Raw genomic sequence first — 22,591 nt, forward strand, 5'->3', positions numbered from 1 at the left:
CTCAGTCCACGGCCGAGAGGACGAGCGCGGAGCCCTGGCCGCCGCCGCCGCAGATGCCCGCGGCGCCGATCGAGCCGGGTCCGAGCGCAGCGAGCCGGCGGGCGAGGTGGCCGACGATCCGGGCGCCGGACGCGCCGATGGGGTGTCCGAGGGCGATCGCGCCGCCGTGCGGGTTCACCAGGGCGGGGTCCACGCCGAGGTCGGCGGTCGACTGCACGGCCACCGCGGCGAAGGCCTCGTTGATCTCGACCGCGGCGAGGTCCGCGACGCTCCACGGCGTCCGCTCGAGGGCGCGGAGGATCGCCGCGGAGGGCTGCGAGTGCAGGGTGAGCCCGGGGCCGGCGACCGTCGCGGCCGCCTCCACGCGGGCGAGCGGGACGAGGCCGCGGCGTCGCGCCTCCGACTCCTCCATCAGCACGAGGGCGGCGGCGCCGTCGGTGATCTGCGAGGAGTTGCCCGCCGTGATCGTGCCGTCGGCGGCGAACGCGGGGCGGAGGGCGCCGAGCGTCTCGACCGTGCTGTCGGGGCGCACGCCGTCGTCCGCCGACACGAGCGCTCCGTCGCGGCCCTGCGTGGTGAGCGGAGCGATCTCCTCGGCCAGCACGTCGGCCGCGGCCGCCGCCCGGGCGTGCGAGGAGGCGGCGAAGGCGTCCTGCTCGGCGCGGCCGAGGCCGAGCCGTCCGTTCTCCTCCTCGGTCGACGCTCCCATCGAGCGGCGCTCGAACGCGTCGCTCAGGCCGTCGACCTCCATCGTGTCCAGCATCGCCACCTCGCCGAAGCGGCGGCCGCGGCGAGAGCCCGGCCAGACGTGCGGGGCGAGCGACATCGACTCCTGGCCCCCGGCGACCGCGACGTCGACCTCGCCGAGGACGATGCGGCGCGCCGCGTCGGCGACCGCCTCCGCCCCCGAGAGGCAGACGGCGTTCAGCGTCAGGGCCGGGACGTGCAGCGGGACGCCCGCACCCCGGGCGGTCTGCCGCGCCGGGTTCTGGCCGGCGCCGGCCTGCAGCACCTGGCCCATCAGCACGATCTCGACGTCGTCGGGCGAGACGCCCGAGCGCGAGAGGGCCGCGGCGACGGCGTGGGCGCCGAGCTCCGTGGCGGGAAGGGAGGCGAAGCGGCCGAGGTACCGCGCGAACGGGGTCCGGGCGTAGCCGACGACGACGGCGCGGCGGGTGGGCGTGGTGATCATCGGCGATCCTCCGGTCGAGCAGGGCTGCCCTCATCCTCGCCGCGCGGATCGCGCCTGCGAAGACGCGATCGGTGATGCCGCGCTTCGTCCCCGTGGATGCGCTCGAGTGGCGGGCCGGATACGCAGCGTCGGCGCCGATCGGGCCGGCGGCCCCGGAGGAGCCTGCCGGGCCAGGCGCTACCGTGAGGGGGGCGCGCCGACGCGTCCGCGAGAGGAGCCGGACATGAGCCGGACAGCACCCGCTCCGCGCGACCGCACGACAGGGCGGTCGACCGCGTGAGCACCGGCCGGATGAGCCCGCGGCCCGACATGAACCTCCTCGTCGTCCTCGACGCCCTCCTCGCGGAGCGCAGCGTCACCCGGGCGGCCCGCAGCCTCGGGCTGAGCCAGCCCGCGGTCAGCGCCTCGCTCGCCCGCCTGCGGATCCACTTCGACGACGAGATCCTCACCCGGGTGGGCAACACCTACCGGCTGACTCCGCTCGCGATCCGGCTGATCGATCAGACGAGCTCGGCACTGGAGGCGACCCGCGCGGTCTTCTCCACCGCCGCACTGTTCGATCCGGCCACCTCGCCGCGGGAGTTCAGCCTCTACGGCTCCGACTACGCCTTCGCGATCGTCGGCAGCCGCGTCTCGCTCGCCGTGCGCGAGACCGCTCCGCACGTGCGCTTCCGCTTCGCCCTGCACAACCCGGCCATCGTCGAGGACCCGATGAACACCCTCCGCAACGTCGACGGCATGCTCCTGCCGCGCGGCTTCGCGAGCGACCTGCCCTCGATGGACCTCTACGAGGACGACTGGCTCGCCGTGGTCTGGGCGGGCAACGACTCCGTCGGCGACGCGCTGACCCTGGAGGACCTGCACCGGCTGCCGTGGGTGTTCACCTACAAGACCCGCAGCGCCTTCACCGCCGCGTCCCGCCAGCTCGAGACGATCGGCATCGAGCCGCGGGTCGACGTCGTGGTCGAGGGGTTCCTGGCGCTGCCCTATTTCATCGTCGGAACGGACCGGATCGGGATCGTGCAGAAGCGGCTGGCCGACCGGATGCTCGCGTCCGGCGACCTGCGCGTGCTGCCGCTGCCCTTCGAGGCGCTCCGGCTCTCGGGAGCGCTGTGGTGGCACCCGATGCACACCGACGACCCGGGCCACCAGTGGATGCGGCAGCAGTTCCGCCGGCACGGGCGGGTGCTCGAGGAGGAGTGACGGACGTCCCGCCCGATCCGCGGTCGCGTCGGGTCACCGCCGATGACATTACCAGCGCGGCTGGCTTCGGTAATGTTGCCAACCGGCCCCGCTGACGCCTCCGGAACCCTGCGCGGATCAGCCCGCGGAGCGCGCCCGGGCCGCGGGGGACCCCGGTCGGCGCCGGGCCCGCACCAGCGGCGGCACCGGCTGAGCCGCTCCGACCACGGTCGTGATCGTCCCGAGCCGGTCCACGGTCATCGTCACCTCGTCGCCCTCGCGGAGCGGAGGCGGCGTCGGCGTTCCCGCCCGGCCCCACAGCTCCGCCAGGCAGCCAGTGCCCGCCGTGCCCGAGCCGAGCACGTCTCCCGCCGCGAGCCGCGAGTCGCGGGACGCGTAGGCGACCAGCTCGGCGAACGGCCAGCCCATGTCGGCGAGCGTGTCGCGGCCGATCTCGACGCCGTTGACCGAGACGGTCATCGTCAGATCGAGGAACCCCTCCGCGTCGTGCCGCTCCGCCACCTCGTCGGCGGTCGTGATCCACGGGCCGAGCGTGCTGCCGAAGTCCTTGCCCTTGCAGGGCCCCAGGCGCACCTTCATCTCGCGGGCCTGGACGTCGCGGGCCGACCAGTCGTTGAAGACCGCGTAGCCGAAGATCCGCTCGTTCGCGGCGGCTGCGTCGAGCGAGCGCGACGGCCCGGTGCCCCCGATGACGGCCGCGACCTCGAGCTCGAAGTCGAGGCGCTCGGAGGCGGGCGGCACGAGCTCCTCGCCGGTCGCGAGCAGGGTGTGCGGGTTGGTGAAGTAGAAGGTCGGCGCCTCGTACCACTCGGGGACCACGCCCTCGGAGGAGTCGATGCTCCGGACGACGCCCTCCACGTGCTCCTCGAAGGCCACGAAGTCGCGGACGCTCGGCGGGTCCAGCGGAGTCCGCAGGCGCACGGCCGACAGCGGCTCGCCGTCGCCGGAGACCAGCGCGGCGCCGCGGCGCAGCGCCTCCGGGAGACCGCCGCGGACGACGTCGAGCACGGTGAGCCCGTCCGCGAAGGCGATCACGCGGTCGTCGACGACGAGCCCCTCGGCGGAAGCGCCGTCGGACCCGATCCAGCGCGCGAGCCTCATCGCGGCACCGCGGGACCGGAGAGCAGCGCCTCCGCGTTCCCGCCGAGCACCGCCTCGAGCGTCGGCGAGTCGAGCGCTTCCCGCGCCGCCCCGACCGGGTCCTCGACGCCCATGTCGAACGGGTAGTCCGATCCGAGCAGCACCCGGTCGGCTCCGGCGACCTCGACGAGGGCGCGCAGCTGCGAGGGCGAGTGGGTCAGCGAGTCGAACCAGAGGCGGCGCAGGTAGCTGGACGGCGGGTGCTCGCACGAGCGGGCCTCGGGGCGCACGCGCCAGCCGTGGTCGCTCCGGCCGATCGAGGTGGGGAGGTAGCCGCCCGCGTGGGCCGCGACGATCCGCAGGTCCGGGAACCGGTCGAGGACGCCTCCGAAGATCAGGTGCGACAGCGCGATCGCGTTCTCGGCGGGCTGGCCGACGATGTTCGAGAGGTAGTGCTCGTCGATCCGCTCGTCGAGGGTGCAGCCGAAGGGGTGCAGGAACAGCACGGCGCCCGTCTCGGACGCGCGGGCCCAGAACGGGTCGAGCCGCGGATCCGAGACCTCGACGCCGTTCGCGGTGGAGGAGATCTCGACGCCGGCGAGCCCGCGTCCGAGCGCGTCGTCCAGCAGGTCGACGCAGAGCTCCGGGTGCTGCGCGGCGACCAGCCCGAGGCCGCGGAGCCGGGTGGGCGCCTGCGCGACCAGCTCGGCCACGAGGCGGTTCGCCTCCCGCGCCGACCAGTCGGCCAGCGCCGCGTCCGCCCAGGGGTAGTAGTGGGAGGGAGACGGGGAGACGACCTGCACGTCGACTCCGGCCTCGTCCATGTCGGCGAGGCGGCGCTCGAGCACGGTGAGACGGTCGAAGCGGGAGCGGATCATGCCGCCGGAGACGGCGAGCGACTCCGGTCCCTGGCGGCGCGCGTCGAGCGCCTGCGCGGCGGCGATGCCCTCGGGGTCGCGCGCGGCGACCGCGGCCTGGAGACCGGGGAGCAGGACGTGCGCGTGGACGTCGACGACGCTCATGCCGGCTGCCCCACGACGGCGGCGACGCGGCGCATCAGCCCGGGGACGTCGGCTCCGCGGTCGTGCGCGAAGAGCCAGTCGCACAGCTGCACCGAGGCCTCGACGACCTGGCGGGCGCGGTCGAGGCGGCGGGCGGTGAAGGCCTGGAAGACCGACTCGTCGACGGTGTCCGCGGCGAGCAGCAGCTCCGAGAGCACCAGGGCGTCCTCGAGGGCCATCGCGGCGCCCTGGGCGACGGTGGGCGGGCAGGAGTGGGCGGCGTCGCCGATGACCACGACGCGGCCGCGGTTCCACGGCCCGTCGATGAGGTGGCTGGTGAACCAGGTGTAGTTGACCCGGGAGCTGTCGTCGATGCTCTCGCGCACCTCGTCCCAGGGCCCGTGGTACGCCCGGGCGAGCTCCTTCATCGTCGCGACCTGCTCCTCCGCGGAGAGCAGCTGGCGCTCCTGCGCGTCCTCGACGAGGTAGGCGTACATCCGGTCCTCGCTCGTCGGGCAGTAGCCGGCGATGTAGCAGGGGCCGCCGTACACGAGGTCGGTGTGGGTGACCTCGGCGGGGCGCGGCACGAAGGCGCGCCAGATGCCCATGCCGTTGCGCTGCGGGGTCGTCTCGATGCCGATCATCGAGCGGACCGCGGAGTGCAGGCCGTCGGCGCCGATCACGAGGTCGTAGCGGTCGCTGACGCGCTCCCCGCCGACGGTGGAGTGGAGGGTGACGGCGTCGCCGTGGTCGTCGAGCGCGTCCACGCGGGTCGACCACCGGACGCGGGCGCCGAGCTCCTCGGCCCGCGCGAGCAGGATCCGCGCCAGCTCGGGGCGGTACATCCCGATCGTCGCGGGGAATTCCGGGCCGCCGGTCTTCGCGTCCGGGATCAGCGCGACCACCGTGGCCTGCGGATCGGGTGCGCGTAGGCCCAGCACGTCGGCCGGGTAGGAGCGCTCGAGCACCTCGTCCCAGACGCCCAGCCGGGCGAGGGTGCGGCAGGCGTTGCCCTGGATCGTGATGCCCGACCCGGTGTCGGAGAGGCCGTCGCGCGAGTCGAGGAGGTCGACGTCGACCCCTCCCTCGCGCAGGAGGATCGCGGCGGCGAGACCGGCGAAGCCGGCCCCGACGATGCCGACGGAGGAGAGTGCTGGCATGACCGGCTCCTTCAGAGTGGTGGTGCGGAGGCGACGAGCGCCGGGGAGGTGGGGCTACTTCAGGGCGATCGGGTTGACCGGGGCTCCGACGGCGCCCGTGAACGGGATCGGGGCGGCGACGAGGAGGAACTCCCAGACTCCATCCGCGCGGCAGTCGGCCGCGAGTGCGTCGAGGTCCCACATCTCGCCGATGGTGAGGCCCATGTTCGGGATGGCGACCTGGTGCAGCGGCTGGAAGGCCTCGTCGAACTCGTTCGGGCGGACCTCGAAGCCCCAGGTGTCGGTGGCGACCGCCGCGACGTCGCGCTCGCGCAGCCAGCCCGCGGTGGTGAAGGAGAGGCCGGCGCTCGGGCCGCCCGCGTACCCGTTCCAGCCCTCGCGCCTGGCGCGGGCGAGGCGTCCGGTGCGGACGAGCAGCAGGTCGCCCTCGCCGACGCGGGAGCTCGCTCCCTGCGCGGCGATCGTGCGCTCGAGGTCGGCGACGGTGATCGCGTAGCCGTCGGGCAGCTCGCCGCCCTCGCCGATCGCGCTGCCGACGTCGAGGAGCACGCCGCGGCCGTTGAGCAGGGCGCTCACGTGCTCGATCCCGGTCACTGCGTCGCCCTCGCTCGTGACGACCCGGCCGGCGGCGCGGCCGTTCCAGGCCTTCCCGCGGTCGAAGATGTGGCCGAGGCCGTCCCACTGGGTGGAGGCCTGGAGCGGCATGGCGACCACGTCGTCCGCTCCGCCGATGCCGTGCGGGAAGCCCTGGTCGCCGAACTCGGCGTCCAGGCCCGTGTCGAGCATCGTGTGCACGGGGTTCGTGCGGCGGCGCCAGCCGTTCTGCGGTCCCTCGGAGTCGAAGCGCTGCGAGAGGCTGAACGCCGCGCCGCGAGTGACGAGGCGGGCCGCGGCCAGGCGGCGCTCGTCGGTGATGAGGTTCGCGGTGCCGACGCGGTCGTCCTCGCCCCAGCGGCCCCAGTTGCGGTGGGCCTCGGCGGAGCGGCGGACCTCCTCGGCGGGGTCGCTGCGGTCGAGATCCGCCGGGTCGCGGGTCGGCGGGGTCGTCATCGGGGCTGCTCCGCCACGCAGGTGAAGCGCTGCGTGCCGAGACCGGTCACCGAGCCCTCGAGGCGGTCGCCGGCCTTGAGGAAGATCCCGCGCGCCTGGCCGTTGCCGGCCGGGCTGCCCGTGAGCAGCAGGTCGCCGGGGAGGAGGGGGATCGTCTGCGAGGCGGCCGAGATCAGCCGCGGGATGTCGAAGAGGAGGTCGCTCGTGTCGGCGTCCTGCATCGTCTCGCCGTTGAGGTCGAGCCGCAGCTCGAAGGGGGCGTCCGCGAACTCAGAGGCGGGCACGGCGAACGGGCCGGTCGGATTGAAGCCGGGCGAGTTCTTCGCGCGGAACCAGTCGGTGCCGATCTCGGGCATGTCCTTGCGGAAGATCAGGTCGCGGGTGCTCACGTCGTTCACGATCGTGTAGCCCCAGACGTGGTCCATGGCGTCCTCGGGGGAGACGTGGAACGCCTCCGTGCCGATGATCACGGCGAGCTCGAGCTCCCAGTCGTGGCGCTCGCTCGCGGCGGGCAGCACCAGGTCGGAGTCGGCGGCGACCACGGTCTGCGGCAGCCCGATGAAGAAGTAGGGCTCGCCGTGCGCGGCGCGGGCGTCCATCATCGCAGCGGCCTCGGCGCGGACCTGCTCCACGGGACGGGGATCGTCGGGCGAGCGGTGGCCGACGACCAGCCCGATGACGTGGGTGCGGTAGTTGGCGCCGGTCTGCAGCAGCTGGCGCGGAGCCACGGGGGCGAGGAGCTCGACCTCGTCGAGGGCGACGCCCTCCGAGCCGCCGGGGATCGCGCGGACCGCCTGCTCGAGCTCGGCCCAGCGGGCGAAGACCTCGTTCGCGTCCGCGACGCCCAGGGCGGAGAGGTCGACGCGGTGCACGCGTCCCTCCGAGAGGACGCCCAGCGCGGGGCCGTCAGGGGTGCGGAAGCGCACCAGTCCGAATCGGACGAGAGCGTCCTCGGGTCGCAGCGTCATCAGTGACGGTCCTTCCGGTCCAGCGGCGTCGTCACCGCTCCCTCACTCTGACCCCGCTCGGGGTGATCCGCCAGATCGATTCCCCGATGCGGCGCATCCACGGGATCGATGACCGAGGGCATCACCCGAGCTGATGCCGACGATAGGCAAGTGCAGGTTCCCGGATACCTCCGGCGTCGCGAGAGTGGGGAGCGCGGCACGCCGAGGCCGCCCGAGTCCCCGGAAAGGATCAACGATGATCAAGCTGCTCTCCCACCTCTCGTTCGTGACCATCACCGCCCCCGACGTCGAGGCGAGCGTGCGCTTCTATGAGGAGCAGGTCGGCCTCACCGTCGTCGACCGCACCGACGGCGCCGTCTACCTCCGCTGCTGGGGCGACTACTACCGCTACAGCGTCGTGATCGTCGCCGGCGACGAGCCCTCGCTCGAGACCATGGCGTGGCGAACCTCCAGCGCCGAGGCCCTCGAGGAAGCGGCGCGCCGCATCGAGGAGGCCGGCTCCGCGGGCGAGTGGTTCGAGGGCGCCGGCATCGGCCGCGCCTACCGCTTCACCGGCCCCTACGGCCACTCGATGACGCTGCACTGGGACGTCGAGCACTTCCACGCCGAGGGCGACGCCGGCTCGATCTACCCCGACCGCCCCTCGCGCCGCAGCCGCCACCTCGGCGCGCCCCGCCAGCTCGACCACGTCACGATCGCCTCGCGCGACGTCGACGGCTTCGCGAAGTGGTACAACGACGTGCTCGGCTTCCGCATCATGGCGCGCACCGTGCTCGACGAGGCGCCGATCTCGGTCTTCTCGGTGCTGACCACCAACGAGAAGTCGCACGACCTCGGCGTCGTCCTGGACGGCTCCTCGCGCCCCGGCCGCGTCAACCACTACGCCTTCTGGGTCGACCAGCGCGAGGACCTCCTCCAGGCCGCCGACATCCTGATGGAGAACGGCGTGCCGATGGAGTACGGCCCCTCGATCCACGGCATCGGCGAGCAGAACTTCCTCTACTTCCGCGACCCGTCCACGCTCCGCATCGAGATGAACACGGGCGGCTACCGCAACTACGTGCCGGACTGGACGCCGAACACCTGGAAGCCCTCGCTCGGCTCGAACAACTTCTACCGCAACAGCGCCATGCCGATGTCGATGACGGAGTCGTTCCCCCCGGCCGACGGCCCGAGCGCGACCGAGGAGGGCGTGCCGGACGAGATCAAGGACGCGCTGCTCAACCCCTACAAGGTGCAGGGCCGCGGCTGACGCCGTCCCGTCCCACGAGGGCGCCGCAATCCGACCGGGTGCGGCGCCCTCGTTCGTCCCGGCCCGGTGAGCAGCCGCGGCGTCAGCTCGGCGGCGCCGCCGTCGACGCCCGCTCCACCAGCACCGGCGGCACCGGGCGGTCGACGGCGGGCTCCTCGCCGCGCAGCTCCGCGAGCACGACCCCGATCGTGCGGCGGCCGACCTCCGCGAAGTCCTGGCGGATGGTGGTCAGCGGCGGCTGGTAGTGCGCCGCCTCGGGCACGTCGTCGAAGCCGACGACGCTGAGGTCCTCGGGCACGCGCAGTCCCCGCTCGGTGCAGGCGTGCAGGAGCCCGAGGGCCATCTGGTCGTTGCCGGCGAACACCGCGGTCGGCAGAAGCGCGGCTCCGAGGAGGCGGAGGCCGGCGCGGTAGCCGGACTCGGCGCTCCAGTCGCCCTCCACGACGGCGACGGGGTCGAGGCCGGCCGCGCTCATCCCGGCGCCGAAGCCCTCGAGCCGCGCCTGCGCCTCCACCCAGTGCTGCGGACCGGCGAGGTGCGCGATGCGGGTGTGGCCGAGGCCGACGAGGTGCTCGGTCGCCAGTCGTGCTCCGGCCGCCTGGTCGACGAGGAGCAGGGAGTCGGCGCCGCGGTCCGTCGCGCCGAGCGTCACCGAGGGGACGCCGATCGCGAGGCTCTCGATCGCCTCCAGCGCGCGCTCCTGCGGGGCGAGGACCACGATCGCCTCCACCGACTCCCGCTGCAGGTGGGCGAGGCCGTCGGCCAGCGACTCCGCGTCCGGCGCCGCGTTCACGACCGGGACCCGGTAGCCCGCGTCGCGCGCCGCCTGCTCGATCGCGGCCATCGCGGTGGCGGTGCCGTAGAAGCTGTGGCTCTCGGCGGCGAGGATCCCGATCAGGCCGGAGCGGCTCGTCGCCAGGGCGCGGGCGGCGGCGCTGGGGCGGAAGCCGAGGTCCTCGATCGCGGCGAGCACGCGCTCCCGGGTGCGCGGCCGCAGCTGGGGGCTGTCGTTGAGCACGCGCGAGACCGTCTGGTACGACACTCCGGCCCGCACCGCGACGTCGCGGATGGTCGGCGCGCGGTCGAGGGGCATGGCCACACCGTAGCGGTGCGTGCGCCCCCGCCCCCTCCCGCGAGACGCCTCCCGGGTGCGCGTTCGTCGGCGGGTCGCGTACCGGAGCGGCGTCCCGCGGGCGCGGGTCAGGGGCCGCCGAGCCAGTGGTCGATGCGGTGATGGTCGGGGGTGAAGCCGTGGTCGACGCCCCAGAGGACGGCCTGCGTGCGGCTGGTCGCGCCGATCTTGCCGTAGACGCTGCGGATGTAGGACTTCACCGTGTTGGGGCTGAGGTAGGTGAGCGCGGCGACGTCGGCGTTGCTCTTGCCCTGCGTGATGAGCGCGAGGATCTCCGACTCCCGGTCGGTGATGCCCTCGTGGCGGCCCGGCCAGTCGAGGCCCGGTGCGCTGCCCGCCCGCCGCGGAGGATCGCTGACGACGACCTCGCCCGCCGCCACCCGCTCGAGCGCGGCCACCAGCTCCCGCGCCGGCAGGGTCTTGGAGAGGTAGCCGTGGACGCCCTGCTCGAGGGCGTCCGCGATGAGCGTCGGCGCGAAGTTCCAGGTGTAGACGACCACGTGCTCGGCCCGCTCGTTGCGCACGAGCTCCGCGATCTCGTGGTGGTCCGACTCCGGCTGGGCGAACGAGTCGTAGAGGACGACGTCGATCCGGTCGGAGAGGGAGGCGTTCGCGTCGATCTCGGCGACGACCACCCGGTCGCGGTAGTGGTCGAACATGTGCGCGAGGCCCGTGAGGACGACGTCGTAGTCGTCGACGAGCGCGACGGTGAGGGGCGCGCGGCGGGTCATGGTCGGACGCTACCGCACGGCTCGTCGGGGCGAGCACACCCCCAGGGGTGTACCGCCGCCTCCTCCGGGGTGGTTGCGTAGCCACCGGTCCCGCAACCGCGGAACCGACCAGCGGGCCCCCGCCCGCACAACGGAAGGACGACCGCCATGCTCGGTCTCATCATCAGCCTCATCGTCGTCGGACTCATCGCAGGAGCGCTGGCCCGGCTCATCGTCCCCGGGAAGCAGAGCATCAGCATCGGCATGACCATCGTGCTCGGCATCGTCGGCTCGTTCGTCGGCGGCTTCCTCGGGTTCCTGATCTTCCAGCACGACCCGATGGACGGCTTCTTCCAGCCCGCCGGCATCATCGGCTCGATCATCGGAGCGATCATCGTCCTGCTCGTCTACACCCGCTTCGCCGGCCGCTCCGCCGCGCGCCGCTGACCCGCAGCGCACGGCGACAGCGAGGTCGCTGCCGACCCGCGCTCCGCGGGCGTGCAGGCACCACGCTGACCGGCGGCCCCGGCCCGGCTCCCTCCACGGGCCGGGCCGTCGTGCTGTGCGCGGGGTGCCCGGGCGTCGATTGCGGTCTCCGATGCTGCGTCCGCGGGTGCCGACGCTCCGTCCGCAGAGCCCGCGCCGCGTCCTCCGACCTCCGCGGATCGGCGGCGGAGTCCGTGGCTGCCGCGTCGGTGGCTGCCGAGTCCGTTGTCGCAGAGTCCGCAGCCGCGCAGTCCGTCACCGCCCAGCCGCTGCGCACCGGGGTGCGCGATGCTCGGGCGATGCCGCGCGTCGTCCCCGATGCCCTCGTCCCGCTCGCGCTCCGGCTCGCCCGTGCGAACCGCACCTTCGTCAGCGCGGAGGGAGCCCGTCGCCGCATCCGGGAGCGCGCGCTCCGTCCCGCCTCCTTCGGACCGCCGCCCCGCCTCCGGCCCGGCGTGCGCGTCGACGTGGAGCAGGTCGGCTCCTGGCCGGTCTACACGATCCGCCCGCGGGTGATCCGCGGCGGCGTCGTCTACGTCCACGGCGGCGGCTGGGTGAACGAGATCGCGCCCCAGCACTGGTGGCTCGCCGCCCGCATCGCCGACGAGGCCTCCGTCGCGGTGACCCTCCCGATCTACCCGCTCGTGCCCTTCGGCACGGCGCTCGAGGCGCGCGACGGTGTCCGCGCCCTGGTGCTGCGGAGTCTTGAGGGCACGGGGCGACCTGCCTCGCCGGCGACTCTGCGGGCGGCCAGATCGCCCTCTCGACGGCCCTCGCCCTGCGCGACGAGGGGGTGGTCCTGCCGCGCACGACCCTCGTCTCGCCCGCGCTCGACCTCTCCTGGAGCAACCCGCGGATCCCCGAGGTGCAGCCGACCGATCCCTGGCTCGGCACCCCGGGCGGTCGCGTCCTCGCCGAGAGCTGGCGCGGCGCCCTCGACCTGCTCGATCCCGTGGTCAGCCCGCTGTTCGGCGACCTGGCGGGCCTCGGCCCCCTCACCGTCTTCACCGGCACGCGGGACGTCCTCAATCCGGACGCCCATGTGCTGGCCGAGCGGGCGGCGGCCGCCGCGGTCCCGTTCGAGCTCCACGAGGCCGTCGGGCAGGTCCACGTGTACCCGCTCGTGCCCACGCGGGCCGGCCGCGAGGCGCAGCACGACCTGGTCGAGGGGCTCCGCGCGGCGGTCTGACCACCGGCCGGCCCAGGCGTCCGGCAGGCTCCTCTCAGTCCGTCTTCCGTATGGCGGACGGCGCCTCCGCCCGCTCGTCCACGACGTCGAGGCGAGCCAGCGCGTTCGCCGTCCCCCGGCGGCCCCGCGTCGCGACCAGGCCGATCATCGCGGCCGCCGCGAGGATGAAGGCGAGCAGCGACCAGAACCCGCCCTCGACGGCGAGCAGGGTCGACCAGCCGCCCGATCCCGCCGCCCAGCGCACGAGCCGCTGCCAGAGGAGCGGTCGCGGCTCGGGACGCAGGCGCACCACCGTCTCGCCGAGGGTCCGTCCGGACCGCAGCACGATCACCAGCTGGAGCAGCGGAGCGACGAACGGCAGGGCTCCGAGAACCACGTCCCCGGGGCTCGAGCGCGTGTCCACCCCCGCGAGCACGAGGCCGACCCCGGTGATCGAGACGAGCGCGCCCGTGATGAGGCTCAGCGCGAGCACGTCGCAGAACATGCCGAAGGCGCGGCGGCGGATCGTGACCGGGCGGGCCAGCTCCTGCACCGCGCCCTCGGTCCGGCGGGTGAAGAGGAGGAGGACGGGGGAGAGGAGGGTGCCGAGCAGGGCGCCGGCCGTGTTGGCCAGCAGGTCGTCGACGTCGAAGAGCCGGTAGGCGCACGGGTAGAGGAACCAGTCGCCCGTGAGCTGCGTGACCTCGATGAGGAGCGAGACGGCGAAGCCGACGACGGTGCCGCCGATCAGCCCGGCGACGAGGCGCCCGCGCAGAGCGAGGTGGCGGACGAGCATCCCGAGGGGGACGAAGAAGACCACGTTCAGGAGCACCTGCGCGGACGCGGGGTTCGTCAGCAGCGCGCGGGGCCCGTCGATCCCGCCCTCCTTCGCGATGTCCCCGACGAAGGCGAACAGGCGCAGCTGCGGACCCGATCCGGTGCGGCAGGCGGCGGCGACCGTCGCCTCGTCGGGCAGGGGGAGGAGCGTGTAGGTGACGAGGGCGAGCGCGTAGACCACGGCGGCGAAGGCCAGCACCGCGTTGCCGATCCCGAGGACGCCGCGGCGCCGGTACTGCAGGGCGGCCCAGGGAACGAGGCCCACGAGGGCGACGGCGGAGCCGAACAGGAGGGCGAGTACGGCGGAGGTCATGCGTCGACAGTAGGAGAGCGGAGGCCGATCCCCACCGACAGGCGCGTCGGGGATCTCCGCCAGCGCGATTCGTCCCTCCCCAGCGCGGGATCCGGGCGCTCCTCCACGGATCCGAGCGATCCCCGCCCGCCGCCTCCACGCCCTGCTAGCGTTTCCTGGGTCGCGTCCAAGAAACGCGTGCACCCCCGACCCCTCCACGAAAGACGTCATGCCGCTGCGCTCCCGCCTCCTCGCCCTCCCCGCCGCCGTCGCGGCCGCCGCGCTCCTGCTCAGCGGCTGCACCGCCGAGACGCCCGACGCCTCCAGCACCCCCGTCGACGGCGGGACCCTCACCTACGCGTCCGGCGACGCCGAGCCCACCTGCCTCGACCCGCACGTCGGCGGCAACTACCCGCAGGCGCTCCTCGCGACGCAGGTGCTCGAGTCGCTCGTCTCGCGCGACGCCGACGGCACCATCACGCCGTGGCTGGCCGAGTCGTGGACCGTCTCGGACGACGCGCTCAGCTACGACTTCACCCTGCGCGAGGGCGCGACCTTCACCGACGGCACCGCCCTCGATGCGGAGGCGGTCGCCGCGAACATCGCGCACCTGCAGGACCCGGCGACCAAGTCCTCCACCGGCTACCTCGCCGTGGCGAAGGTCGCCTCCGTCACCGCGGTCTCGCCGACCGTGGCCCGCTTCACCCTGACCGCGCCGGACAGCGCGCTGCTCGAGTCGCTCGCGCAGCCGTGGACCGCGATCGAGTCGCCCGCCGGCATCGCCCGCGGCGAGGAGGCCAACTGCGAGGCGCCCGTCGGCACCGGCCCCTTCACCGTCTCGGAGTGGGTCAAGCAGGACCACGTGACCCTCACCCGCAACGAGGCCTACGACGCGTCGACCGGCCCGACCGGGGACGGCCACGAGGGCCCCGCGCACCTGGCGAGCATCACCTGGCGCTTCATCCCCGACTCCGCCACCCGCTACGCGGCGCTGCAGTCGGGCGAGGTCGACGTGCTCGACAACGCCCAGCCCGACACTCTGAAGGCCGCGACCGGAGCCACCGACCTCGTCGAGCTCGACGCGCCCCGGCCCGGCTCGGTCAACCGCCTCGAGCTCAACTCCGGGCAGGCGCCGTTCGACGACGAGTCCGTTCGCGAGGCCTTCGTCCGCGGCGTCGGCGTGAACGACGCGATCGACTCCCTCTTCTTCGGCACCGCCGAGCGCTCCTACTCCCCGCTGTCCAGCCGCGAGGCGACCGCGTACTCCGACCCGTCGCTCTTCGAGGACGCCGGGTCCGACTCCGAGACGGCCGCCGCCGAGGACCTGCTCGAGAAGGCCGGCTGGGTGGACTCGGACGGCGACGGCATCCGCGAGAAGGACGGCACGCCGCTGACGCTGCGATTCCCCGTCAGCACCAACCAGTCGATCCCGGCCGAGCAGTCGCTGTTCGAGCAGATCCAGGCCTCGGCGAAGACCCTCGGCTTCGACGTGCGGATCAGCCTGCTCGACCTGTCGAGCTGGTACACCGCGCTCGCGTCGAACGAGTACGAGCTGGTGAGCGCCCCGTACACGAAGGTCGGACCCGACGTGCTGCGGATCCTCTACTCCTCCTCGGGCATCACCCCCGCGCCGAGCGGCTACTTCGCCAACCACGCGCAGATCGCCGACCCCGCGCTCGACTCGCTGCTCGAGCAGGCGAGCGCCACCACCGACGAGGACGCCCGCGCCGACCTGTACGAGCAGGCCCAGCGGATCGTCCTCGAGGGCTACTGGATCCTGCCGCTCTACGACCAGCAGAACCACTACCTGCACCGGTCGGCCGTCCAGGGCCTCGTCGCCCTCGACACCGTGTCGACCCCCTGGTTCGCCGACGCCTGGGTCTGACCCGGCCCCGGAGAGCCGCCTGCACCGATCGAAGAGCGGACGCACGCCGGTCGAGTAGTCGCCGCGGCGGCGCACCGAGACCCCGGGATCGGGATGGGCGGAGCTCGAGACGCCCGCTCCGCGGGCTGCTCGATCAGCAGGGGTCCGTCCCCCATGCTGGTCGAGTAGCCGCCGTCTGTCGCGCGTCGAGTCCCCGTGCTCCGGAGGGAGCGGACCTCGACGAAGCCCCGCCCCTCCATCGCCCCGACCAGAGAGGACGCCCGCCCGCATGATCCGCCGCGTGCTCCTCCGCCTCGGCGGCGCCCTCGCGGTGCTGTGGGCCGTCGCGACCGCCGTCTTCGTCCTCATCCGCCTCGTCCCCGGCGATCCGGCGCAGGCGATCCTCGGCGGTCCGGGCTCGCAGGCGTCGCCCGAGGCGCTCGCCGCGGTGCGGGAGCAGTACGGCCTCGACCAGCCGCTCCTCGTGCAGTACCTGGTGCAGCTCGGCAGGCTCGCGCGCGGCGACCTCGGCACCTCCTACTCCCTGCGCACTCCCGTCGCGCAGATCCTCGGCGAGCAGCTGCCCGGCACCCTCCTGCTCGCCGTGCTCGCGCTCACCGCCGCATGGATCCTGGCGCTCGCGACCGCCCTCTGGTCGACCCGGGGCGGCCGCCTCGCCGCCGCGGTCGGGTCCGGCCTCGAGCTCACGGCGGCCGCGCTCCCGCACTTCTGGCTGGCGACCGTGCTGATCGCCGTCTTCGCGACCGCGCTGCGCTGGCTGCCCCCGGTCAGCACCGGGTCGCCCGCCGGGCTGGTGCTGCCGACGCTCACCCTCGCGATCCCGCTGGCGGGCTTCCTCGGCCAGGTGATGCGCCGCTCCCTCCTCGACGCGCTGGAGTCGCCGTTCGTGCTCGCCGCTCGGGCGCGCGGCGAGGGCGAGCTCGGCGTCCGCGCCCGCCACGCCCTGCGCCACGCGGTGCTGCCGGGGGTCTCGCTCTCGGGCTGGGCGTTCGGCTACCTGATCGGCGGGGCCGTGGTGGTCGAGACGATCTTCGCGAGGCCGGGGCTCGGCCGGACTCTGCTCGCGGCGGTGACCGTCCGTGACGTGCCGGTCGTGACGGGTGTCGTTCTGGTCACGGCGCTGGCGTACATCGTCGTGACGCTCGCCACCGATCTGCTGACCCGCGTGATCGACCCGCGGCTGGCCCGGCGGGAGGCGGTCGCGTGAGCGAGCTCGAGCTGCGCGCCGCCCGCCCGCTCCGCCGGGGTGCCTCCCGCCTCCGCGCCGGCGAGGTGCTGGCCGCGGTCTTCGTCGTGCTGCTCCTGCTCGCCGCCGTGGCGCCCGGGCTGCTCGCCCCCTCCGATCCGCTCGCCGTCGCCCCGCGCGACGCCTTCACCCCACCGGGTGCCGCGCACCTGCTCGGCACTGACGAGTCCGGTCGCGACGTCCTCAGCCGCCTCATCGCGGGGGCCGGCGCGTCCCTCCTGATCGGCGCCAGCGCCACCGCGATCGGCCTCGTCCTCGGCGCGGTGCTCGGGGTGGTCGCGGCTTTCGGCGGCCGCGTCGTCGACGGCGTGATCGGCCGCGTGCTCGAGGTGCTCTTCGCCTTCCCCGCACTCCTGCTCGCGCTGCTCGTGATCGTGGTCACGGGTCCCGGAGTCGTCCCCGCCACCATCGCGGTCGGCCTCTCGACCGCGCCGGGGTACGCCCGCATCCTGCGCACGCAGCTGCTCGGCATCCGCGACTCCGGCTACGTCGAGGCGGCGCGCGTGCTGGGGCACGGACCCGTCCGCATCCTCGTCCGGCACGTCCTCCCCAACACCTTCGGGCCGCTCGCCGTGCTGGCGACCCTCGGCGTCGGCCAGGCGATCGTCTGGGCCTCGGCCCTCAGCTACCTGGGCCTGGGCGCCGAGCCGCCCGCGCCGGAGTGGGGCGCGATGCTCTCGGCGGGCCGCACCTACCTCGCGAGCGCGTGGTGGCTGACCGTGTTCCCGGGGCTGGCGATCGTGCTGACCACGATCGCGACGACGGTCCTCGGCGGGCGTCTGCGGGGTGCGCGGTGAGCGCGGTCGTCGTCGAGGGGCTCCGGGTCGCCTTCGACGGAGTCGAGGTGGTGCACGGCGTCTCGTTCCGCGTGGAGTCGGGGGAGTGCGTCGCGATCGTCGGCGAGTCCGGGTCGGGCAAGAGCGTCACCGCGCGAGCGCTGCTGGGGCTGAGCGGAGGCGCCGTGACCGGGAGCGTCCGCGTCGGCGGGACCGAGGTGGTCGGAGCGGGCGAGCGGGAGCTGCGGCGGCTGCGCGGCGGATCCGTCGGCTTCGTCCCGCAGGACGCGCTGCTCTCGCTCGACCCGCTGCGCCCGATCGGCCGCGAGATCGGCGACGTGCTCCGCCTCCACGGCCGCCTCCCCGCGGCCGAGCGCGCGCAGCGGACGGTCGAGGCACTGGCGAGCGTCGGCATGCCGGAGCCGGCCGAGCGGATGCGGGAGCGCTCCGGCGATCTCTCCGGCGGGCTCCGCCAGCGCGCCCTCCTCGCGGCGGCCGTGGCGCTCGATCCGCCGCTGCTCGTCGCCGACGAGCCGACCACCGCGCTCGACGTGACCGTCCAGGCCCGCGTGCTCGAGCTCTTCGCCGAGCAGAAGGCGCGCGGCCGGGCGCTCGTCCTGGTCTCGCACGACCTCGCGGTGGTGGCGGGCCTCGCCGACCGCATCCTCGTGCTGGCCGACGGCCGCGTGGTGGAGGAGGGGACCGCGGCCGAGGTGCTGCGTGCGCCCCGCAGCCCCGAGGCCCGCGCGCTCGTGGCCGCCGTCCCCGCCGGGCGCCCGCGCGGCTCCCGGCTCACCGACCCGACCGCACCGGCGACCCCGCCCGAGACTCCCGGCGAGGTCGTGGTCGCGGCCCGCGGACTCGCCGCCCGCTTCCCGCTGCCCGGCGGAGGAGTGAGGGTCGCGGTCGACGACGTCGACCTCCGGCTGCGGCGCGGCGAGACCGTCGGGCTCGTCGGCGAGTCCGGGTCGGGCAAGAGCACGGTGGCCCGGCTCGTGCTGGCGCTGCGGCGTCCGGACGCGGGCGCCGTCGAGCTGTTCGGCGAGCCGTGGTCGGCAGCGACCGAGCGCTCCCGCCGTCCCCGCCGCCCGCGGATCGGCGCCGTCTACCAGGACAGCCTCTCCTCGTTCGACCCGCGCTGGAGCGTCGGCCGCCTCCTCCGCGACGCCGGCGCCGCCTCCGTGCCCGCGCTGCTCGAGAGCGTGGGGCTCGACCCCGCCCTGGAGCGGCGCTCGCCGCGGACCCTCTCCGGCGGTCAGCGCCAGCGCGTCTCGATCGCCCGGGCCCTGGCGACGCGCCCCGACGTGCTGATCTGCGACGAGCCCGTCTCGGCCCTCGACGTGTCGGTGCAGGCGCAGATCCTCGACCTGCTCGACGACCTGCAGCGCCGTCACGGCCTCGCCCTCCTCCTCATCTCGCACGACCTCGGCGTGATCGCGCACATGAGCGATCGCATCGCGGTGATGCGCGAGGGCCGGATCGTCGAGGCGGGGCCGGCCGCGTCGCTCCTCGCCGCACCGCAGGAGGAGTACACGCGCCGCCTGCTCGCCGCCGCCCCGCGCCTCGAGCGCTGAGCCGTCCGCGGCGCGGCCCCCGCGCAAGCCCGCGCCGCGAATCCGCCGCACCTCCACCACCTGTCGGACCTGCGGCGTAGCGTTGCCGAGGTGATGCGCCCGACGACCCAGACCCTCGGCCAGCTCCGTGCCTCCGGGCACGTGCAGAAGAGCCTCCGCACCGAGATCCGCGACAACCTGCTCGACGCCCTGCGCGAGGGCCGCGACCCCTGGCCGGGCCTGCACGGCTTCGCCGAGACGGTCATCCCGCAGGTCGAGCGCGCCGTCATCGCCGGCCACGACATCGTCCTGCTGGGCGAGCGCGGCCAGGGCAAGACCCGCCTCCTGCGCACCCTCGTCGGCCTGCTCGACGAGTGGACGCCCGTCATCGAGGGGTCCGAGCTCGGCGAGCACCCCTACGAGCCGATCACCACGGAGAGCCGCCGCCGAGTGGAGGAGCTGGGCGAGGACCTGCCCGTCGCGTGGAAGCCCCGCGAGGAGCGCTACGTCGAGAAGCTGGCCACCCCCGACACCAGCGTCGCCGACCTCATCGGCGACGTCGACCCGATGAAGGTGGCCGAGGGCCGCAGCCTGGGCGACCCGGAGACCATCCACTTCGGCCTCATCCCGCGCAGCCACCGCGGCATCGTCGCGATCAACGAGCTGCCGGACCTGGCCGAGCGGATCCAGGTCGCCATGCTCAACGTGATGGAGGAGCGCGACATCCAGATCCGCGGCTACGTCCTCCGCCTCCCCCTCGACGTCCTCGTCGTCGCGAGCGCGAACCCGGAGGACTACACGAACCGCGGCCGGATCATCACGCCGCTGAAGGACCGCTTCGGCGCCGAGATCCGCACCCACTACCCGACGGCTCTCGTCGACGAGGTCGCCGTCATCCGGCAGGAGGCGGACCTCGTCGCGACCGTGCCCGACGCGCTCATCGAGATCCTCGCCCGCTTCACGCGGGCCCTGCGCGAGTCGAGCTCCGTCGATCAGCGCAGCGGTGTCAGCGCCCGCTTCGCCATCGCCGGCGCCGAGACGATCGCCGCCGCCGCCCTGCACCGCGCCACCCGCCGCGGCGAGGAGGAGGCGGTCGCCCGCCCCATCGACCTCGAGACCGCCGTCGACGTGCTCGGCGGCAAGATCGAGTTCGAGTCGGGGGAGGAGGGCCGCGAGGACGAGATCCTCGACCACCTGCTCCGTCAGGCCACCGCCGAGACCGTCCGCGCCCACCTGCGCGGCGTCGACCTCGGGCCGCTCGTCGAGGCGGTCGAGGACGGCGCGATGATCACGACCGGCGAGCAGGTGACCGCCCGCGAGTTCCTGGCCGGCCTGCCGCTGCTGGGCGAGGCCCGCGTGTACGACGAGGTCGCCGAGCGCCTCGACGCCGTGGGGGAGGGGCGCCGCGCCGGAGCGGTCGAGCTCGCCCTCGAGGGCCTCTACCTGTCGCGCAAGCTGAGCAAGGAGACGGGCGGGGGCGAGGCCGTCTATGGCTGATGCTCCGCGCGGCAACCGGCGGCTGAAGCGCGACGCGCGCTACGCGAAGTACGACGGGGGACCCGATCCGCTCGCTCCTCCGGTCGACCTGAAGGAGGCCCTCGACGCGATCGGCGAGGACGTGATGGGCGGCACCTCGCCCGAGCGCGCCCTGCGCGAGTTCCTCCGCCGTGGCACCCGCGACCGCGAGGGCCTGGACGACCTGGCCGCCCGCGTCGCCGAGCGGCGTCGCGAGCTCACGCAGAGGAACAACCTCGAGGGCACGCTCCGCGAGATCCGCGAGCTCCTCGACAAGGCCGTCCTCGCCGAGCGCAAGCAGCTCGCCCGCGACACGCAGATGGACGACGGCGACCGCGCGCTCGCAGAGATCCAGCTCGACAGCCTCCCGCCCTCGCCGGCCGCGGCCGTCTCGGAGCTCCGCGACTACCGCTGGCAGAGCCCCGAGGCGCGCGCCGACTTCGAGCGGATCCGCGAGCTCCTGGGCCGCGAGATGCTCGATCAGCGCTTCGAGGGGATGAAGCAGGCCCTCGAGAACGCGAGCGACGAGGACCGCGCCGCGATCGACGCGATGCTCCGCGACCTGAACGAGCTGCTCGAGGCGCACGCGCGCGGGGAGGACACCCCCGAGCAGTTCGACGCCTTCATGGAGCAGCACGGCGAGTACTTCCCCGAGGGCCCGGAATCGGTGGACGAGCTGATCGACGCGCTCGCCGCCCGCGCGGCGGCGGCCCAGCGGATGCGCAACTCGATGACCGCCGAGCAGCGCGCCGAGCTCGACGCCCTCGCCCAGGAGGCCTTCGGCACGCCGGAGCTCATGCAGTCCCTCGGCCGCCTCGACGAGACCCTGCGGGGGCTCCGTCCCGGCGAGGACTGGGGCGGCTCCGAGCGGATGGACGGCGAGCAGGGGCTCGGCCTCGGCGACGGGACGGGCGTGTTCCAGGAGCTGGCCGACCTCGACGCCCTCGCCGACCAGCTCGCGCAGACGGACCGCTCCTCCCTCGACGACCTCGACCTCGACCTGCTGGCGAAGCGCCTCGGCGAGGACGCCTCCGTCGACGCGCAGACGCTGAAGCGCCTGGAGCGGGCCCTGCGCGACTCCGGGACCCTGCGCCGCGGCTCCGACGGCCGCCTCGCCCTCAGCCCGAAGGCCATGCGCCAGCTCGGGAAGGCGCTCCTGCGCGACATAGCCGAGACCGTCTCCGGCCGTCAGGGCGCCCGCGACGTCCGGCGTGCGGGCGCGGCGGGCGAGCGCTCCGGAGCGACGCGCTCGTGGGAGTTCGGCGACACCGAGGCCTGGGACATCCCCCGCACGGTGACCAACGCCCTCACCCGCAGCGCCGGCGAGGGCCGGCCGGTCGGCTCGGGGGTGCGCATCCGGATCGACGACGTCGAGGTGCAGGAGACGGAGGCGCGCACGCAGGCCTGTGTCGCGCTCCTCGTCGACACGTCGTTCTCGATGGCGATGGACGGCCGCTGGGTGCCGATGAAGCGCACCGCCCTCGCCCTGCACACCCTGATCAGCAGCCGGTTCCGCGGAGACGCGCTGCAGCTCGTCGCCTTCGGCCGCCGCGCCGAGGTGATGGACGTCGAGCAGCTGGTGGGCCTGGACGCGGAGTGGGACAAGGGCACGAACCTGCACCACGCGCTGCTGCTGGCCAACCGGCACTTCCGCAAGCACCCGAACGCGCAGCCGGTGCTGCTCATCGTCACCGACGGCGAGCCGACCGCGCACCTCGAGCCCGACGGCGGCGTCTTCTTCGACTACCCGCCGGACCCGCTGACGGTCGCCGTCTCGGTCCGCGAGCTCGACGCGTCGCTCCGCCTCGGCGCGCACACCACGTTCTTCCGCCTGGGCGACGACCCGGGCCTCGCGCGCTTCATCGACTCGCTCGCCCGCCGGGTCGGCGGCTCGGTGGTGAACCCGGAGGCGGAGGACCTGGGCGCGGCCGTCGTCTCCTCCTACCTCGGCGCTCGCGGCGCGGGTCCGGGAGGCGGCGGAACGACGCCCGGTGAGGAGCTGTTCGGCCGCGGCTGGAGCTTCTGAGCCGCTCACGATGCAGGAGGGATCCGCTCCCGCGCCTGGGGATCAGCGCGTCTCCGCCG

General features: G+C 74.3%; 19 protein-coding genes. 10 read left to right on the top strand and 9 right to left on the bottom strand.

Annotated features, from left to right (window positions below):
• Nucleotide 1 precedes the first annotated feature (1 nt).
• Nucleotides 2–1,192, bottom strand: a complete 1,191-nt coding sequence (locus tag C5C10_RS00720) for an acetyl-CoA C-acyltransferase (RefSeq protein WP_104328255.1) — start codon at nucleotides 1,190–1,192, stop codon at nucleotides 2–4.
• 291 nt (nucleotides 1,193–1,483) lie between these two features.
• Here C5C10_RS00720 and C5C10_RS00725 point away from each other — a divergent pair, with 291 nt between their 5' ends.
• Complete coding sequence (locus tag C5C10_RS00725) at nucleotides 1,484–2,395, top strand: LysR family transcriptional regulator (protein ID WP_104328300.1); 912 nt, start codon at nucleotides 1,484–1,486, stop codon at nucleotides 2,393–2,395.
• Between the two features lie 117 nt (nucleotides 2,396–2,512).
• Here C5C10_RS00725 and C5C10_RS00730 read toward each other — a convergent pair whose 3' ends face one another.
• Genes C5C10_RS00730 through C5C10_RS00750 form a run of 5 tightly spaced genes read right to left on the bottom strand, consistent with a single transcriptional unit; the run spans nucleotide 2,513 to nucleotide 7,654 of the window.
• Nucleotides 2,513–3,496 carry a fumarylacetoacetate hydrolase family protein gene (locus tag C5C10_RS00730; RefSeq protein WP_104328256.1) on the bottom strand — a complete coding sequence of 328 codons (984 nt, stop codon included), beginning with the start codon at nucleotides 3,494–3,496 and terminating at the stop codon, nucleotides 2,513–2,515.
• Nucleotides 3,493–4,497 (bottom strand): amidohydrolase family protein, encoded by a 1,005-nt coding sequence (locus C5C10_RS00735; protein ID WP_104328257.1) that lies wholly within the window; start codon nucleotides 4,495–4,497, stop codon nucleotides 3,493–3,495. The genes C5C10_RS00730 and C5C10_RS00735 overlap by 4 nt, the downstream gene beginning before the upstream one ends.
• The gene (locus C5C10_RS00740; RefSeq protein ID WP_104328258.1) at nucleotides 4,494–5,636 is read right to left on the bottom strand and encodes an FAD-dependent monooxygenase; all 1,143 of its coding nucleotides are present in this window, start codon (nucleotides 5,634–5,636) and stop codon (nucleotides 4,494–4,496) included. Before C5C10_RS00740 ends, C5C10_RS00735 begins: the two co-directional genes overlap by 4 nt.
• Nucleotides 5,637–5,690: 54 nt before the next feature.
• Entirely contained in the window at nucleotides 5,691–6,686 is a 996-nt protein-coding gene (locus C5C10_RS00745) for a cyclase family protein (protein ID WP_104328259.1), read from the bottom strand.
• Entirely contained in the window at nucleotides 6,683–7,654 is a 972-nt protein-coding gene (locus C5C10_RS00750) for a fumarylacetoacetate hydrolase family protein (protein WP_104328260.1), read from the bottom strand. The genes C5C10_RS00745 and C5C10_RS00750 overlap by 4 nt, the downstream gene beginning before the upstream one ends.
• Nucleotides 7,655–7,889: 235 nt before the next feature.
• Between C5C10_RS00750 and C5C10_RS00755 the strand changes: the two genes are divergently transcribed.
• Nucleotides 7,890–8,906, top strand: coding sequence for a VOC family protein (locus C5C10_RS00755; RefSeq protein ID WP_104328261.1), 1,017 nt, complete (start codon nucleotides 7,890–7,892; stop codon nucleotides 8,904–8,906).
• Nucleotides 8,907–8,988: 82 nt separating this feature from the next.
• Here C5C10_RS00755 and C5C10_RS00760 read toward each other — a convergent pair whose 3' ends face one another.
• Both C5C10_RS00760 and C5C10_RS00765 read right to left on the bottom strand, forming a co-directional pair.
• Complete coding sequence (locus tag C5C10_RS00760; protein WP_104282541.1) at nucleotides 8,989–9,999, bottom strand: LacI family DNA-binding transcriptional regulator; 1,011 nt, start codon at nucleotides 9,997–9,999, stop codon at nucleotides 8,989–8,991.
• A 107-nt stretch (nucleotides 10,000–10,106) separates the two neighbouring features.
• On the bottom strand, nucleotides 10,107–10,769 hold the full coding sequence (locus tag C5C10_RS00765) for a response regulator transcription factor (RefSeq protein ID WP_104225041.1): 663 nt from the start codon (nucleotides 10,767–10,769) through the stop codon (nucleotides 10,107–10,109).
• A 147-nt stretch (nucleotides 10,770–10,916) separates the two neighbouring features.
• Here C5C10_RS00765 and C5C10_RS00770 point away from each other — a divergent pair, with 147 nt between their 5' ends.
• A complete protein-coding gene (locus tag C5C10_RS00770) occupies nucleotides 10,917–11,195 on the top strand; it encodes a GlsB/YeaQ/YmgE family stress response membrane protein (RefSeq protein ID WP_104225042.1) in 279 nt (92 codons plus the stop codon).
• Nucleotides 11,196–12,012: 817 nt separating this feature from the next.
• Nucleotides 12,013–12,423, top strand: coding sequence for an alpha/beta hydrolase fold domain-containing protein (locus C5C10_RS18025; RefSeq protein WP_258060331.1), 411 nt, complete (start codon nucleotides 12,013–12,015; stop codon nucleotides 12,421–12,423).
• 34 nt (nucleotides 12,424–12,457) lie between these two features.
• Here the strand turns inward: C5C10_RS18025 and C5C10_RS00780 are convergent, their stop codons facing one another.
• Nucleotides 12,458–13,552, bottom strand: coding sequence for a VanZ family protein (locus C5C10_RS00780; protein WP_181073350.1), 1,095 nt, complete (start codon nucleotides 13,550–13,552; stop codon nucleotides 12,458–12,460).
• A gap of 208 nt (nucleotides 13,553–13,760) precedes the next feature.
• Between C5C10_RS00780 and C5C10_RS00785 the strand changes: the two genes are divergently transcribed.
• From C5C10_RS00785 to C5C10_RS00810, 6 genes are all read left to right on the top strand, one after another.
• Complete coding sequence (locus C5C10_RS00785; protein WP_104226049.1) at nucleotides 13,761–15,416, top strand: ABC transporter substrate-binding protein; 1,656 nt, start codon at nucleotides 13,761–13,763, stop codon at nucleotides 15,414–15,416.
• 268 nt (nucleotides 15,417–15,684) lie between these two features.
• A complete protein-coding gene (locus tag C5C10_RS00790) occupies nucleotides 15,685–16,623 on the top strand; it encodes an ABC transporter permease (RefSeq protein ID WP_104328263.1) in 939 nt (312 codons plus the stop codon).
• Nucleotides 16,620–17,459: an ABC transporter permease gene (locus C5C10_RS00795; RefSeq protein WP_104255502.1), complete on the top strand. Its 840-nt coding sequence runs from the start codon at nucleotides 16,620–16,622 to the stop codon at nucleotides 17,457–17,459. Before C5C10_RS00790 ends, C5C10_RS00795 begins: the two co-directional genes overlap by 4 nt.
• Nucleotides 17,456–19,012, top strand: a complete 1,557-nt coding sequence (locus C5C10_RS00800) for an ABC transporter ATP-binding protein (RefSeq protein ID WP_104328264.1) — start codon at nucleotides 17,456–17,458, stop codon at nucleotides 19,010–19,012. Before C5C10_RS00795 ends, C5C10_RS00800 begins: the two co-directional genes overlap by 4 nt.
• 93 nt (nucleotides 19,013–19,105) lie before the next feature.
• Nucleotides 19,106–20,488 carry a magnesium chelatase gene (locus C5C10_RS00805; protein WP_104328265.1) on the top strand — a complete coding sequence of 461 codons (1,383 nt, stop codon included), beginning with the start codon at nucleotides 19,106–19,108 and terminating at the stop codon, nucleotides 20,486–20,488.
• A complete protein-coding gene (locus tag C5C10_RS00810) occupies nucleotides 20,481–22,532 on the top strand; it encodes a VWA domain-containing protein (protein WP_104328266.1) in 2,052 nt (683 codons plus the stop codon). Before C5C10_RS00805 ends, C5C10_RS00810 begins: the two co-directional genes overlap by 8 nt.
• The last annotated feature ends 59 nt before the right edge of the window (nucleotides 22,533–22,591 follow it).

The sequence above is a fragment of the Rathayibacter sp. AY1A3 genome (assembly GCF_002930975.1).
Lineage (GTDB): Bacteria > Actinomycetota > Actinomycetes > Actinomycetales > Microbacteriaceae > Rathayibacter.